This window comes from Pseudomonas sp. MWU13-2105, from assembly GCF_023242315.1.
Taxonomy (GTDB): Bacteria; Pseudomonadota; Gammaproteobacteria; order Pseudomonadales; family Pseudomonadaceae; genus Aquipseudomonas.
Genome location: NZ_JALLIY010000002.1, coordinates 266,853 through 282,767, shown reverse-complemented (window position 1 = coordinate 282,767; position 15,915 = coordinate 266,853). Strand labels below are relative to the sequence as shown.

At 63.1% G+C, this 15,915-nt stretch carries 12 protein-coding genes; 8 read left to right on the top strand and 4 right to left on the bottom strand.

The window, feature by feature from the left end; genetic code table 11:
- Positions 1 to 46 precede the first annotated feature (46 nt).
- The 7 genes from M5B96_RS04035 (at position 47) to yccS (ending at position 10,996) form a co-directional block, all read left to right on the top strand.
- Positions 47 to 1,489, top strand: coding sequence for a TldD/PmbA family protein (locus M5B96_RS04035; protein ID WP_248795207.1), 1,443 nt, complete (start codon positions 47 to 49; stop codon positions 1,487 to 1,489).
- A complete protein-coding gene (locus M5B96_RS04030) occupies positions 1,489 to 2,826 on the top strand; it encodes a TldD/PmbA family protein (protein WP_248795205.1) in 1,338 nt (445 codons plus the stop codon). The genes M5B96_RS04035 and M5B96_RS04030 overlap by 1 nt, the downstream gene beginning before the upstream one ends.
- 323 nt (positions 2,827 to 3,149) lie before the next feature.
- Positions 3,150 to 3,989: an alpha/beta fold hydrolase gene (locus tag M5B96_RS04025; RefSeq protein WP_248795204.1), complete on the top strand. Its 840-nt coding sequence runs from the start codon at positions 3,150 to 3,152 to the stop codon at positions 3,987 to 3,989.
- Positions 3,990 to 4,204: 215 nt separating this feature from the next.
- Positions 4,205 to 5,635, top strand: coding sequence for a multidrug transporter subunit MdtD (gene mdtD, locus M5B96_RS04020; protein ID WP_248795203.1), 1,431 nt, complete (start codon positions 4,205 to 4,207; stop codon positions 5,633 to 5,635).
- Between the two features lie 248 nt (positions 5,636 to 5,883).
- Positions 5,884 to 7,221 carry an ATP-dependent RNA helicase DbpA gene (gene dbpA, locus M5B96_RS04015; RefSeq protein WP_248795421.1) on the top strand — a complete coding sequence of 446 codons (1,338 nt, stop codon included), beginning with the start codon at positions 5,884 to 5,886 and terminating at the stop codon, positions 7,219 to 7,221.
- 212 nt (positions 7,222 to 7,433) lie between these two features.
- A complete protein-coding gene (locus tag M5B96_RS04010) occupies positions 7,434 to 8,612 on the top strand; it encodes an NAD(P)/FAD-dependent oxidoreductase (protein ID WP_248795202.1) in 1,179 nt (392 codons plus the stop codon).
- 191 nt (positions 8,613 to 8,803) lie between these two features.
- The gene (gene yccS, locus M5B96_RS04005; RefSeq protein WP_248795201.1) at positions 8,804 to 10,996 is read left to right on the top strand and encodes a YccS family putative transporter; all 2,193 of its coding nucleotides are present in this window, start codon (positions 8,804 to 8,806) and stop codon (positions 10,994 to 10,996) included.
- Between the two features lie 118 nt (positions 10,997 to 11,114).
- Here yccS and M5B96_RS04000 read toward each other — a convergent pair whose 3' ends face one another.
- Entirely contained in the window at positions 11,115 to 11,852 is a 738-nt protein-coding gene (locus tag M5B96_RS04000) for a substrate-binding periplasmic protein (RefSeq protein ID WP_248795198.1), read from the bottom strand.
- A gap of 322 nt (positions 11,853 to 12,174) precedes the next feature.
- On the opposite strand from M5B96_RS04000, the gene M5B96_RS03995 reads away from it, so the two are divergent.
- Positions 12,175 to 12,627, top strand: a complete 453-nt coding sequence (locus M5B96_RS03995; protein ID WP_248795192.1) for a GNAT family N-acetyltransferase — start codon at positions 12,175 to 12,177, stop codon at positions 12,625 to 12,627.
- Positions 12,628 to 12,682: 55 nt separating this feature from the next.
- On the opposite strand, the gene M5B96_RS03990 is transcribed toward M5B96_RS03995, so the two are convergent.
- Genes M5B96_RS03990 through M5B96_RS03980 form a run of 3 tightly spaced genes read right to left on the bottom strand, consistent with a single transcriptional unit; the run spans position 12,683 to position 15,711 of the window.
- Complete coding sequence (locus M5B96_RS03990) at positions 12,683 to 12,979, bottom strand: winged helix-turn-helix domain-containing protein (protein WP_248795191.1); 297 nt, start codon at positions 12,977 to 12,979, stop codon at positions 12,683 to 12,685.
- A 56-nt stretch (positions 12,980 to 13,035) separates the two neighbouring features.
- The gene (locus tag M5B96_RS03985) at positions 13,036 to 13,545 is read right to left on the bottom strand and encodes a YgjP-like metallopeptidase domain-containing protein (RefSeq protein ID WP_248795190.1); all 510 of its coding nucleotides are present in this window, start codon (positions 13,543 to 13,545) and stop codon (positions 13,036 to 13,038) included.
- A 42-nt stretch (positions 13,546 to 13,587) separates the two neighbouring features.
- Entirely contained in the window at positions 13,588 to 15,711 is a 2,124-nt protein-coding gene (locus tag M5B96_RS03980) for a putative bifunctional diguanylate cyclase/phosphodiesterase (protein ID WP_248795181.1), read from the bottom strand.
- Positions 15,712 to 15,915: the final 204 nt, after the last annotated feature.

Below are 15,915 nucleotides of genomic sequence, written 5' to 3'. Positions count from 1 at the left end.
CATACCTTTGCCCTCACGGCCGCCGCCATTTCCAGGGAGGTTCCCCATGTTCGACTTCCACCCCCAGCTCAAGCAGCGTTTCGCCGGCTTGCGCACGGGCGCTGAATTCTTCTCGCTGCGTTACGTGCGCGAATCCGGCCAATACCTGTCGGTCCGCAAGAACGTCGCGGAACCCCCGAGCCTGCGTCTCGACGAAGGCGCCATGCTGACCGTGCGGGTCAACGGCGTCGAAGCCTATGCCGCCACCAACGATCTATCCCAGGCCGGGCTGCAAAGCGCCCTCGATCGCGCCGAAAACTACGCCCGCCTGATGGCCCCCCACGCCCTGCTCGACCTGCGCCAACAGGCCGTGTCCAGCGACCGCGCCGATTACCGCTCGCTGCAGCTCGACCTGCCCTTCCCGTCCCTGAGCGACTGCTACGCCCTGCTCGGCGCCGAATCCGCCGCCGTGCCCAAGGATGAGCGGCTGGTCAACTGGGAAGCCAGCCTCGGCCTGACCCAGGTCGAACAGATCTACCTCAACAACGTCGGCGCCGAACTGCGCCAGGCGCTGCGCTTCGTCTACCCGGGCCTGAGCGTCACCGCCTACGACGGCGCGGACAGCCAGACCCGCACCCTGGGTCGGGAAAACTTCGGCCAGCAAGGCGGCGCCGATGTCATCAGCCGTTCCGGGCTGATCGGCTCCGGCAGGCGGATCGCCGACCAGGCCCTGCAACTGCTGCTGGCGCCCAACACCCCGCAAGGCCCGCGCGACCTGCTGCTGACCCCGGACCAGATGATCCTGCAGATCCACGAATCCATCGGCCACCCGCTGGAGCTGGACCGCATCCTCGGCGATGAGCGCAATTACGCCGGCACCAGCTTCGTCAAGGCCAGCGATTTCGGCAGCCTGCAATATGGCTCGGCGCTGCTCAACGTGACCTTCGATCCGACCATCGCGCAACAGCTGGCCAGCTACGGCCATGACGACGACGGCACCCCGGCCCGCAAGGAATTTCTGATTCGCGAAGGCCGCCTGTTGCGCCCGCTGGGCGGCGCACTGTCGCAGTTCCGCTCCGGCCTCGACGGAGTCGCCAACAGCCGCGCCTGCAGCTGGAACCGTGCGCCCATCGACCGCATGGCCAACCTCAATATCGAACCGGGCGACCAGTCCTTCGCGCAACTGGTCGGCGGTATCGAGAACGGCATCCTGATGTCCACCAACCGTTCCTGGTCCATCGACGACGCCCGCAACAAATTCCAGTTCGGCTGCGAATGGGGTCAGTTGATCGAGAACGGCGAACTCAAGGGCGTGGTGAAAAACCCCAACTACCGGGCGATCTCCGCACAGTTCTGGCGCAAACTCAGCGCCGTCGGCAATGCCGAGACCTTCCAGGTGCTGGGCACGCCGAACTGCGGCAAGGGCGAGCCGAACCAGGTGATCCGGGTCGGGCATGCATCGCCCGCCTGTGTCTTCAGTAATGTCGATGTGTTTGGAGGAGATGCCTGATGAGTACCTCACTGAGTCAGGTCGAACACTTCCGCGCCCTGGTCGAGGGTTTGCAGGAACAACTGCACGCCACGGAACGCTTTACCCTGGGTTATGCCGCCGAAGCGTCGGACTTCATTCGCTTCAACCACGGCCGGGTGCGTCAAGCCGGGCAGGTGCAACAGGCCAGCTTGAGTTTCAAGCTGATCAACGACGGTCGCCACGCCGACTTGCAGATCACTCTCTCCGGCGAACCGGAGCCGGACCGTCAGCGCCTGGCGGACGGCCTGCAACAACTGCGCGAAATCCTCCCGCTGTTGCCGGCGGACCCGTACCTGTTGCTCAACCACAACGCCTGGCAAAGCCAGAACGTGCAGAGCCATGCCTTGCCGGAGACGGCCCGGGTACTGGAGGAAATCAGCCGCGCTTCGGTCGGCCTGGATATGGTCGGGTTTTATGCCGCCGGGCCCATCAGCCGCGGCTTTGCCAGTTCCGACGGGGCCTTCGGCTGGCACCAGGCCAACAGTTTCAACTTCGACTGGAGCCTGTTCCACGATAACGGCCAGGCGGTGAAGGCCAGCTACGCCGGGCATGACTGGGACAGCGACGGCTTTGCCCGGCGCTTCCAGCAGGCCCGGGAACAGCTCGAGTTTCTCGGGCGCCCATTGCGTACCCTGGCACCGGGCGAGTATCGCGCCTACCTGGCACCAGCGGCGCTTGAGGAAGTCATGGGCATGCTCTGTTGGGGCGGTTTCTCGGCCCAGGCTATCGGCAGCAAGCACAGCCCGCTGCAGAAGCTCTATGCCGGCGAGGCCAGCTTCAGCCCCAGGGTCTGGCTCGGTGAGCAGATCAGCGGCTCGCTGAGCCCGGCGTTTTCCAACGAGGGTTATCCACGCGCCGATGTGTCGCTGGTGGCGGCGGGCGCGGCTGATCAACAATTGATCAATTCCCGCAGTGCCGCCGAATACGGGCTGACCACCAACGGTGCCGGCGCCGGCGAGTACCCCGGGGCCTTGCAGATGCGCGCCGGGCAGCTGGCCCAGGCCGATATCCTCAAGCAACTGGGCACTGGCTTGTACATCAGTAACCTGTGGTACCTGAACTACTCGGACCAACCGGCGGCGCGGATGACCGGCATGACCCGCTTCGCCACCTTCTGGGTGGAAAACGGCGAGATCCAGGCGCCGGTCAGCACCATGCGCTTCGATGACAGTGTCTACAGCCTGTTGGGTAGCCAGTTGGAAGCCCTGACCGAGGAGCGCGAACTGCTGCTGTCAGCGAGCACCTACGACCAGCGGCAGACCGCCTCGAACCTGCTGCCGGGGGCGCTGATCAGCAAGCTGACCTTGACCTTGTAACACCACAAAACCCACTGGGAGCCGGTTTGCCGGTAATGGCGACCGATCAGGCGATGCAAGGCTCACTGACCTCATCGCCGGCAAGCCGGCCACAGGCTCTACAGCGGTCACAGCATCGCGCTGACCGAAATACCCGCACACCTATCCGTTCAGCCAGTTGCCCTCACGCCGTCCGGCGCGCTATACATCCCCTCTGCTTTCTTCACACTATCAAAACGCCACCTTCGTACAGCAATATCCAGAAAAACCAGGCTCTACCCGCGATTTTCTGACTCAACACCGCACCTCTTTCTCCCCCCGAAAGTGCTTTGCTGGAGCTTGATATGAATCATGGAAGCTTTGTCATCAACAACCTGTACCGGCATTTCAACATCCACGTCGAGCGCCTCGGCGACGACCCGCGGCGCAAGACGGTCCTGCTGGTCAATGGCGCCCTGGCCACCACCAGTTCCTTCACCCGCACCAGCAAGTGCCTGGCCGAACACTTCAACGTGGTGTTGTTCGACCTGCCCTTTGCCGGGCGCTCGCAACCCTACAATCCCGATCCGGGGTTGGTGACCAAGGACGACGAGGTGGAGATCCTCCTGGCCCTGGTGCGGCGCTTCGAGGTCAATCACCTGGTGTCAGCCTCCTGGGGTGGCATTTCCACCCTGCTGGCCCTGACCCGGCACCCGCCGACTATCGAAAGCTCGGTGGTGATGGCCCTGGCACCTGACCTGAACCCGCCGATGCTGGCGTACGTGCAACGGGTCCACGAATTGATCGCGGTGGACGATAAATCCGCCATCGGCCACCTGCTCAACGACACTGTCGGCCACTACCTGCCGACGCGCCTCAAGGCCACCAACCACCAGCACCTGTCATCGATGCCGAGCACCGAGTACCGCCAGGCGCGCTTCCATATCGACCAGGTGCTGCAACTGGGCGACGGCAACTACCTGCGGGGACTGTCGGCGATCCAGAGCCCGGTGCATTTCATCAACGGCGCCAAGGACATCTACACTCCGGCCGAAGGGGCACGGGTGTTTCAGGAATACATCCCCCGATGCAGTTTCTCCGTCGCCGAGGACACCGGCCATCTGCTCGACCTGGAATCTCGCCAGGCGGCCAACGCGGTGCATCAGGCATTGCTGGGGTTTCTGCTACCGACCAGCGCCGGATAGCCGCCAATAAGGCCCGGCACACTATCCGCATCGGGCGAGAACCTGTGGGAACGGAGCTTGCCCGCGAAGCTTTTGACGGCCTTGGGGGCCGCCTCGCAAATAAATCCGACTCCAACAGGACTTGTGTCCGACAACAGAAAGCAAGCGCGCCTACACCGTTCCTGACCGATCAGGCATACTGCAACTACGTAGCCAGCTAACAAATAGAGCCGCCCATGCCCGAACGCGCCCCTCTCGACGTAACAACCGCTCGCTGGCTACCATGGGTGGTGGCCATAGCCTTCTTCATGCAGTCCCTCGACGGGACCATCCTCAACACCGCACTGCCGGCCATGGCCCAGGACCTGGCGGAAAACCCCTTGCGCATGCAAGGCGTGGTGATCGCCTACATGCTCACCGTGGCCCTGCTGATCCCGGCCTCGGGCTGGATTTCCGACCGTTTCGGCACCAAGCGCATCTTCTTCGGCGCGATCCTGCTGTTCAGCATCGGCTCCCTGTTCTGTGCCCTGTCGAGCTCGCTGAACATGCTGGTCGGCGCACGTATCATCCAGGGCCTGGGCGGTTCGCTGATGCTGCCGGTCGGGCGGCTGGTGGTGCTGCGGGCCTACCCGCGCTCGGAGCTGGTGCGGATCATGGGTTTCATCACCATCCCCGGCCTGCTTGGCCCGTTGATCGGTCCGACCATGGGCGGCTGGATGGTGCAATACCTGACCTGGCACTGGATCTTCCTGATCAACCTGCCGGTGGGCCTGCTCGGCTGCTATGCGGTATGGAAGTTCATCCCGGACCTGCGCGGCAGCGAACGCACGCGCTTCGACGGCATCGGTTTCCTGCTGTTCGGCGCGGCGATGCTGCTGATCACCATCGCCATGGAGGGCCTCGGCGAACTGCAACTACCGCACCTGCGGGTCATGTTGCTGCTGTTCGCCGGCCTCGCCTGCCTGGCGGCGTACTGGTTGCGGGCCGGGCATATCGACAATCCGTTGTTCGCCCCGTCGCTGTTCAAGACCCGGACCTTTGCCGTGGGCATCCTCGGCAACCTGTTCGCCCGCCTCGGCAGCGGCGCCCTGCCGTTCCTGGTGCCCTTGCTGCTGCAAGTGGCCCTGGGTTACTCGCCGTCCCAGGCCGGGATGAGCATGTTGCCCCTGGCGGCGGCAGCGATGTTCGCCAAGTCGATTGCCCGGCCGCTGATCGAGCGCCTGGGTTATCGCATCGTGCTCACCGGCAATACCCTGGCGCTGGGCATCATGCTCGCGGTCCTGGGCCTGGTCACCGAGCACACGCCTTACCCCCTGTTGCTGGCCATGCTGGCGATTGCCGGGGCGATCAACTCACTGCAGTTCACCGCGATGAACACCGTGACCCTGATCGACCTCGACGACAAATCCGCCAGCAGCGGCAACAGCCTGCTGTCGGTGGTCGCGCAACTGTCCCTGAGCCTTGGCGTGGCCTGCGCCGGCGCCCTGCTCGGCGGTTTTACCGCCGCCGTCGGCAACGATGGCGTGGAGACGGTGCTCGGTGCCTTCCAACTGACCTTCCTCACCGTGGGCGTCATGGCGATGCTGGCGGCGGCGATTTTCCTGCAGCTTTCACCCCAGGACGGGCGGCGGGCCAGGGAGGTTCAGGAGCAACACATCGAGCACTGACATGGTGACGGAATACTCATTCCTGACTTTCGGCAGGGACCCAATGTGGCGAGGGGGCTTGCCACAAGCGTGGGTTCAAAGCCCAGCTTTCCTGAAATGGCTTAGCACGGGCACTATTTGGCTACTTTTCGTCCAGAATTTGCAGCGCCGCCAGTCGGGACTGATACACTGCGCGACATTTTGTTTTGCAGGCCCGTCCCGTGACCACCATCGCCACCGCGTTTAACTCTTTGCCACTGTCCGCCGCCATGCTGGCTAACCTCGACTCCCTCGGTTATGCCCAGATGACGCCGATCCAGGCGCAAAGCTTGCCGGTGATCCTCAAGGGCATGGACCTGATCGCCCAGGCCAAGACCGGCAGCGGCAAGACCGCCGCCTTCGGCATCGGCCTGCTGAACCCGATCAACCCGCGCTTCTTCGGCTGCCAGGCGCTGGTGATCTGCCCCACGCGCGAACTGGCCGACCAGGTCGCCAAGGAAATCCGCCGCCTGGCCCGCGCCGAGGACAACATCAAGGTGCTGACCCTCTGCGGCGGCGTGGCCCTGGGCCCGCAAATCGCCTCCCTGGAACACGGCACGCATATCATCGTCGGCACTCCGGGGCGCATCCAGCAGCACCTGCGCAAGGGTTCGCTGGTCCTGCACGGCCTCAACACCCTGGTCCTCGACGAAGCCGACCGCATGCTCGACATGGGCTTCTACGACGCCATCGAGGAAATCATCGCCCAGCTTCCGGAGCGGCGGCAGACCCTGCTGTTCTCCGCCACCTACCCGGTGAGCATCAAGCAACTGGCCGCCAAGTTCATGCGCAATCCACAGCAGGTCAAGGCCGAGGCAATGCATGCCGACAGCCAGATCGAGCAGCGCTTCTACGAGATTTCCCCGGAAGAGCGCATGGAAGCCGTGGTCAAGGTGCTCGACCATTTCCGCCCACAATCCTGCGTGGCGTTCTGCTTCACCAAGCAGCAGGTCCAGGAAACCGTCGACACCCTGACCGCCAAGGGCGTGTCCGCCGTCGCGCTGCATGGTGACCTGGAACAACGCGACCGCGACCAGGTCCTGGCAATGTTCGCCAACCGCAGTATCTCCGTGCTGGTGGCCACCGACGTGGCCGCGCGCGGCCTGGATATCGATGCGTTGGACATGGTGATCAACGTTGAACTGGCGCGCGATTCGGAGATGCATATCCACCGCGTCGGCCGTACCGGACGGGCCGGCGAGACCGGCCTGGCGATCAGCCTGGTAGCACCGTCCGAAAGCCTGCGCGCGCGGGCCATCGAGGAAGTGCAGAAATCGCCGTTGAACTGGGACCAGCTCGACAACCTCAAGTCCCAGGGTGGCAGCCCGCTGCTGCCGGTCATGAGCACCCTGTGCATCAGTGGCGGGCGCAAGGACAAGGTCCGCCCGGGCGACATCCTCGGCGCCCTGACCGGCGATGCCGGGATTCCCGGTACCCAGGTCGGCAAGATCGCGATTTTCGACTTCCAGGCCTATGTGGCAGTGGAGCGCGGCGTCGCCAAGCAAGCCTTGCAGCGCCTGAACGACGGCAAGATCAAGGGCCGCTCGCTGCGCGTGCGGATTCTCTGAAACGGATCTGCATCCTGGGATCACTGTAGGAATGGTGCTGGTGTAGCTGATGGTGCTTTTTGTGGGAGCGGAGCTTGCCCGCGAAGCTTTTGGCGGCCTCAAGGGCCTCTTCGCGGGCAAGCTCCGCTCCCACAGGTTTAGTACTGTTCTGAAGATCTCTGTTGTGCTTGCAAGACCGCGTTCCCCCTACCTGAACTCCCGAGGACATCGTTGTGCCCGTTACTGAAGTTGTGATCATCGGCGCCGGTGCCGCCGGCTTGATGTGCGCCTTTACCGCCGCCGCCCGCGGGCGCCAGGTGATGCTGATCGACCACGCCAACAAGGCCGGCAAGAAAATCCTGATGTCCGGCGGTGGTCGCTGCAATTTCACCAACATGTACAGCGAGCCCGGCAACTTCCTCTCGCAGAACCCGCATTTCTGCAAGTCGGCCCTGGCACGCTATAGCCAATGGGATTTCATCGCGATGGTGGCCAAGCACGGCGTGCCCTATCACGAGAAAAAACTCGGCCAGCTGTTCTGCGACAACAAGTCCAGCGACATCCTCGGCATGCTCCTCGACGAGTGCGACCAGGCCGGCGTCAGCCTGCACCTGGACACTGCCATCCAGCACATCGAAAAGCTGGAAAGCGGCTACCTGCTGCAAGCCACCCTCGGCCAGATCACCTGCCAGTCACTGGTGATCGCCACCGGCGGCCTGTCGATCCCGACCCTGGGCGCGACCGGCTTCGGCTATCAGGTGGCCAGGCAGTTCGGCCACCAGGTGTTACCGACCCGTGCGGGCCTGGTGCCGTTCACCATTACCGATCAACTCAAGGAACTCTGCACCGAACTGTCGGGGACCTCGGTGGATTGCCTGGTGAGCTGCAACGAGCAGAGCTTCCGGGAAAATATCCTGTTCACCCACCGTGGCCTCAGCGGCCCGGCGATCCTGCAGATTTCCTCGTTCTGGAATCCCGGCGATACGTTGCATATCAACCTGCTGCCGGACCATGACGCGCTGGACTGGCTGCAACAGCAACAGGCCGAACGGCCCAACAGCGAACTGAAAACCCTGCTCGGCGAGCTGTTCACCAAGAAGATGGCCAACCTGCTGGCCGAGCACTGGTTCGTCTCCAAGCCGATGAAGCAGTACACCCCGGCGGAGCTGGCCGAGGTCGCGCAGAAGCTCGGCGACTGGCGCCTGGTGCCGGCCGGCACCGAAGGTTATCGCACCGCCGAAGTGACCTTGGGTGGCGTCGATACCCGGGAAGTGTCGTCGAAGACCATGGAATCGCTGAAAAGCCCGGGGCTGTATTTCATCGGCGAAGTGCTGGATGTCAGCGGCCACCTGGGCGGCTTCAATTTCCAGTGGGCCTGGGCCTCGGGGTACGCGGCGGCGCAATTCGCCTGACCTTTGCCGGCGATGGCGTTCGAACAGGCGATGCAAGGCGCAATGGCCCACCTCCAGACTGATAACAGGCCACATCCAGGGACAATCGTTGATCACGGAACAAATATTGCTGTAGACCTATGTGGCGTCATTGCAATGCCGCCCGTCTACCCATCATTCTGATCAACCGCTCGGCAGGCTCTCTCACCTTCATGGCATCGACCTCGTTCAACCAGTCCCTGCGCCGTCTTTGGGCGCTGGACAAATTCAGCTATAGCGTTCGGGTGTTTATCGCCCTGACCGGCATCATGACCCTGTGCTGGTTGCAGAACGAGATGAAGCTCTTGATCCCGCTGTTCCTCGGGGTCATCGCCAGCGCCCTGGCCGAGACCGACGACAGTTGGCAGGGCCGCCTCAATGCCCTGGCGGTGACGCTGGTGTGCTTCAGTGTCGCGGCGTTCTCGGTCGAGCTGCTGTTCCCCTACCCACTGCTCTTCGTCTGTGCCATGGCCCTGGCGGCCTTTGCCCTGACCATGCTCGGCGCCTTGGGCGAACGCTATGGCGCCATAGCCTCGGCGACCCTGATCCTTTCGGTCTACACCATGATCGGCGTCGACCAGCGCGGCGGCGAAGTCGCCAACCTCTGGCACGAGCCGCTGCTGCTGGTGACCGGCGCGGCCTGGTACGGCGTGCTCTCGGTGCTCTGGCAGGCGCTGTTCTCCAACCAACCGGTGCAACAGAGCCTGGCCCGGCTGTTCCGCGAGCTGGGCTACTACCTCAAGCTCAAGTCCTCGCTGTTCGAACCGATCCGCCAACTGGACGTCGAAGCCCGGCGCCTGGAACTGGCGCAGCAGAACGGCAAGGTGGTGGCGGCGCTGAACAGCGCCAAGGAAATCATCCTGCACCGGGTCGGCAACGGCCGGCCGGGGTCGAAGGTCAGCCGCTACCTGAAGCTGTATTTCCTCGCCCAGGACATCCACGAGCGCGCCAGTTCCTCGCACTACCCCTACAACGCCCTGGCCGAAGCGTTCTTTCACAGCGACGTGCTGTTCCGCTGCCAACGCCTGCTGCGCGAGCAAGGCAAGGCCTGCCAGGCCCTGGCGGTGTCGATCCAGTTGCGCCAGCCGTTCGTCTACAACGCCAGCTTCGCCGAAGCCCTGGGCGACCTGCATGCCTCCCTGGAGCACCTGCGTATCCAGAGCAACCCGGCCTGGCGCGGCCTGCTGCGTTCGCTGCGAGCCCTGGCAGCCAACCTCGGCACCCTCGACCGCCTGCTGAGCGACGCGAGCAACCCCGACAGCCTCGCCGACGCCACCGACAGCAGCCTGCTGGACCGTTCGCCGCGCAACCTCAAGGATGTCTGGACGCGCCTGCGCACCCAACTGACCCCGACCTCGCTGCTGTTCCGCCACGCGCTGCGCCTGCCGCTGGCACTGAGCATCGGCTATGGCATGGTGCATCTGGTGCATCCGTCCCAGGGCTACTGGATCATCCTCACCACCCTGTTCGTCTGCCAGCCGAGCTACGGCGCCACCCGGCGCAAACTGGGCCAGCGGATCATCGGCACGGCCATCGGCCTGACCGCCGCCTGGGCCTTGTTCGACCTGTTCCCGAGCCCCTTGATCCAGGCCTTGTTCACCATCGCCGCCGGGGTGGTGTTCTTTATCAACCGCACCACCCGCTACACCCTGGCGACCGCCGCCATGACCCTGACAGTGCTGTTCTGCTTCAATCAGGTGGGTGACGGCTACGGCCTGTTCCTGCCGCGCCTGCTCGACACCCTGCTGGGGGCGCTGATCGCCGGCCTCGCGGTGTTCCTGTTCCTGCCGGACTGGCAGGGTCGGCGCCTGAACAAGGTGCTGGCCAATACCCTGAGCTGCAACAGCCTGTACCTGCGCCAGATCATGCGCCAGTACGCCCAGGGCAAGAGCGACGACCTCGCCTACCGCCTGGCCCGGCGCAATGCCCACAACGCCGACGCGGCACTGTCCACCACCCTGGCGAACATGCTGATGGAGCCCGGACACTTCCGTAAGGAAGCCGACGTCGGTTTCCGCTTCCTGGTGCTCTCGCACACCTTGCTCAGCTACCTCTCGGGGCTCGGCGCGCACCGTGACAACCAACTGCCGGAAGCCGTGCGCGATCATCTGCTCGAGGGTGCTGGCAGCACCTTGGCGGCGAGTATCGAAGAGATTGCCCTCGGACTGGCGAACAAGACCCCCATCGCCATTCAAAGCGATGCCGAGGAAGCCCTGGCCAGTGAGTTGGAACAGATGCCGGACGAGATCGACGAGATCCAGCGGCTGGTGCAGACCCAACTGGCGCTGATCTGCCGCCAGCTGGGGCCGCTGCGCACCCTGGCGGCGCACCTGATCAAGGGCCCGGAAGAAAACGCAGAATCCTGAAAACGCCACGCTCCCCCGTAGGAGCAGGGCTTGCCCGCGAATGGGCCCTTGAGTCTGGCATTGCCCCTGCGGCGGTCATCGCCAGCAAGCCAGCTCCTACAAGGTTTCGCGGAGCTGGTTACATCCCGTGCGACTTGAGCAGGCGCTCATAGCTGCCGTCGGCCTTCATCGCCGCGATCTCGCGATCGAAGCCGGCGACAATCTGTTCATGCTGCGGATTCTTCAGGCTGACCAGGATATGCAGGCTGTTCTCGCTCAGCGGCTTGGGCAGGAACTCCACGGCGTTGCGTACCCGCGGCGCCTCGCTCTTGAGGTAGTAGCGCGCCACATACTCGTCTTCCAGCGTCAACTTCACGCGGTCCGCCGCGAGCATGCGCACGGCCATGGCGAAGTTGTGCACCGGGATCTTCTGCAACTGCGTGTCGCCATCGAACTCGGCGCTATAGGCATAGTCACGCACCACCGCAATCGGCAGGTCGTGCAACTGGCTCAAGTGATCGAACTCGATGGCCGATTCCTTGCGCTTGAGAAACAGCACGCGATTGACCAGGTACGGTGCCGAGAACTGCCCCAGCAGGGTGCGTTCGTCGCTGTACCAGGCATTGACCAGCACGTCATAGCGCCCTTCGCCCACGCCTTTGAGCGCCCGCGCCCAGGGTACCTGCTCGAAGTCGCTGGCATAGCCGGCCCGCGCCAGCGCCGTGCTGACGATATCGGTGGCCAGACCGCCGTTGACCAATGTCGCATCGGTAAACGGCGGCCAGCCATCTGCCACCAAACGCAATTTATCCGCGGTGGCTCCCTGTGAAAGCAGCAGCAATCCAAGCAAAACAAAAGCTCGATGCAATCGCGGCATGCTAAAGATCCTTAGCGAGCACATAGCCCAGCAGAGTTAGCCGAAGCCCGAGGAGGCCGTCTCGAAACAACCGGCCACATCCCTGGTCCTAACATTAGCTCATTCGAGCCATAGCAAAAGCATGGCCCAGCAGATTACACAAAGATGACGATGCCGGGCAAAGTGAATGATAGCAAGTAGCCGCTATCTAACCGAAACGCGCGCGCACAACCCCCGCAAGGAGCCTTCCAGCTCCACTCCTGGCGGGCAAAAAAAATCTTGGTTGGCGACCTCGGGCAAGCCGCCTAGTATCGATATCAACTGATTGAATCCCGAGGCGAGAATGACCATCGATTGGCTCTGCAAACATCATGGCGATCTGAGCAAGGAACAGTTGTACGGCATCCTGAAACTACGGACCGAAGTCTTCGTGGTCGAACAGAAATGTCCCTATCAGGAAGTCGACGGCCGCGATCTGGAGGGCGATACCTGCCATCTGATGGGCTGGTGCGATGATCGGCTGGTGGCTTACCTGCGCCTGCTCGACCCGATGTCCCAAGGCGGCGACGTGGTGATCGGGCGGGTGGTGATCGCCCCCGAGGCCCGCGGCCAGGGGCTGGGGCACGAGTTGATGGCCCAGGCCTTGAAACACGCCGAGAAGCTCTGGCCAGGGGTGCCGATTTATCTGTCGGCCCAGGCCCACTTGCAGGTTTATTACGGGCGTTATGGGTTCGCGGTGGTGGGCGAGGTGTATCTGGAAGACGATATCCCGCATATCGGGATGCGCAAAAGCTGAGGTTTGTGCTGCTCTCCAGGGCCTCTTCGCGGGCAAGCACAGACAGCGCAAAAACTCAGGGATAGCCCAGCACCTGCTTGATCGAAGCCAGGTTACGACCGATCCAGCCTTTGTCGATGGCGCCCCAACTACGAATCCGGTACCGCCCGGCATGATTGCGCGCGCCGTCCTCCTGCTCGAACTCGCAGATGATGTCCAGGTCCGCCAGGGCCAGGATCGTATCCTGCGCCGTGCGCCGGGGCATGCCGGTGGCTTCGGTCAGGGCCGGAACGCTGCTGGCAACCTCGCTGTCGATCAGCCAGGCCACGTACAGGCGGCGGTAGAAACTGCTCTTGGTCTTGCTGACGTCCATCCGGTAGTCCTTGGGGTTGACCTTCCAATGCTTCGACTCAAGCGTGCGCCCGGCGCCTACGGGTTGGCGGACTTGCCCTGCAGGTCACGCCAGGTCAGGTACACCCGCAGGTCGAACTCCAACTGGTGATAACCGGGCTGCATGTATTCACACAGCTGGTAGAACGCCTTGTTGTGATCGGATTCCTTGAGGTGCGCCAGTTCGTGCACCACGATCATCTTCAGAAACTGCGGCGCCGCCTCCTTGAACAGCGAGGCGATGCGGATTTCCTTCTTGGCCTTGAGCTTGCCACCCTGGACCCGCGAGATCGCGGTGTGCAGGCCGAGAGCACGATGGGTCAGGTCCAGGCGGTTATCGAAAAGCACCTTGTCGATGGCCGGCGCATTGCGCAAATGTTCCTGCTTCAACGCCAGGGCATAGCTGTACAGCGCCTTGTCGCTCTGCACCGCATGCCGTTCCGGATAACGCTGGCTCAGGTAGTCGCCCAGGGCGTCCCGGGCAATCATCTGGCGAACCTGTTCCTGCAAGGACGTGGGATAAGCCTGAAGGTATTTCAGCACAGTCATGACAGGCCTTACGTACACCTAAAAGAAGCCAGTGTAGCGAATTCAGGCGGACAACGCGCTCCAGTCAAACGCCGAGCCGAAGCCGGTAGCGTCCTTGGCCGTCAGCGGTCGGGCCACCAGGAAGCCCTGGACCATCGGGCAGCCATTGGCCTTGAGCCACTGCCACTGCTCCACGGTTTCCACCCCTTCGGCGATCACCAGCAAGCCGAATTGCTCGCACAGGTCGATCACCGTGCGGGCCAGGGCCGCATCCCGCGGCGAATCGAGGATCTTGGCGATCAACTGGCGATCGAGCTTGAGTGTGTCCAACTCGAGGTCGCGCAGGTGGTTCAGCGAACAGTGCCCGGAACCGAAGTCGTCCAGGGCCACGCGCACACCCTGGGCGCGGATCCGCCGCAGTTGCTTGCGCGAAGACTCGAAGTCCTGCATCAAGGCCGCCTCGGTCACCTCCACTTCCAGTTGGTGCGCCCGCAGGTCATGGCGCTCCAGCACTTCCTGCAGCTCGTCCGCCAGGTTCGGCATGCTGAATTGCGTGGCGCTCAGGCTGACGCTCAGCACCAGGTCATCGGCGAACACGCCGCTCCAGGCGTGCCGCTGGGTCGCCGCCTGGCGATAGATCCAGCTGCCCAGCCGGCTGATCAGGCGCACTTCTTCCAGCAATGGCAGGAACAACCCCGGCGGCACATCGCCGACACTGGGATGGTGCCAGCGCAGCAAAGCCTCGAACCCACGCAGGCGGCCGTCGACGAGGGACACCTGGGGCTGGTAGACCATCTTGAATTCCTTGCTCTCGATGGCCGTGCGGACGCTTTCCTCCAGCATCAAGCGCGAGCGCGCGCGACCGTTCATCTCGTGATCGTAGTAGCGATACTGCTGGCGGCCGGCACGCTTGGCTTCGTACATGGCAATGTCCGCCGCCCGCAACAGGCCATCGAGGTTGGCCCCGCAATCCGGGTAGGTGGCAATGCCGATGCTGACCCCGAGCGTCATTTCCATGCCGTCGATCTGTTGCCGAATCGATACCCGCTCGATCAATCGCTCGGCGATTCTCGCCGCCTGCTCGGGGTGCTCCAGGTTGAGCAAGGTGGTGAACTCGTCACCGCCCATGCGCGCCAGGATATCGAAGGGATTGAGGCAGGACTTCAACTGCTCGGACACCCAGCGCAGCACCCGGTCGCCGGCTTCATGGCCAAGGGAATCGTTGACCCGCTTGAAGCCGTCGAGATCCAGGTACATCAGCACCAGCGACTTGTCCGCGCCGTCGCTGCGGCGCAAGGTATTTTCCGCGGTCTGGTAGAAGCCGCGACGATTGAGCAGGCCGGTCAGCGGATCGGTCACCGCCTGGAACTCCAGTTGCTGGTGCAGATGACGCACCACCGACATGTCCAGCACCGTCACCACCATGGCCTTCTGGTCGGCGGGCAGCGGCGCGCAGGACAAGGCCACCGGCAGCATCTGGTCCTGGCTGGTGCGCAGGTACGCATCATGGACCCGATAGGTTTCGCCCTTGCAGTACTCTTCGTACAGCGGTGAGGTCTGCCAGTCGCTAAAGTGCGGGTTCTGCAGGAAATCCAGGAACGGCTGGCCGACCAGGGTTTGCAGCGACAGGTTGAGCAAACGCGAAATCGCCGGGTTGGCGAACCGGATCGTGCCGTCGTCGTTGACCACCAGAATACCTTCGGCGGCATTCTCCAGCACCGAGGCATTGAATGCCCGGGCCGCCTCCAGGTCGCGGCTCAGGCATTGCAAGGCACGGCGATTGTGTTGTTGCTCCAGCAACGCCTGGACCTTGGGCCTGAGAATATCGGGATTGAAGGGTTTGAACAGGTAATCCACCGCGCCGCTGGCATAACCCTTGATCACGGCGTCCTGGGACTGCTCGTTGGCGGTGAGGAAAATAATCGGGGTCAGACGCGTACGCTGGCTGCCGCGCATCAGGCGGGCCACTTCAAAACCGTCCATCCCGGGCATCTGTACATCCAGCAGCACCAGGTCAATCTCATGCTCAAGCAGTAACGTCAGTGCCTCAATGCCTGAGGCGGCGGTGACCACCTGCCAATCCTGACGTTCCAGCAAGGCACGCATGCTGATCAGATTTTCAGGGTAATCATCGACGACCAGAAGGACGGAACTACCATCACCGGGTATCTGTTGCACGCAATCCATGCTGCTTCTCTTGTTCGAGGAACTCCGCCGGAAATCATCAAAGAAACCGGGCTAAACCTAAGGACTACTCTAGACCGGGATTGTGCAAAGCGTAGTGAGCAATAGGCCATCATCCAGGCATCACCACAATCTCCCGACTAACGGTCGCTGAACGCCCCCAGGACGCGGCTCGGAAAACGCCTCAGGCCTGCAAGGCCGCGTCGT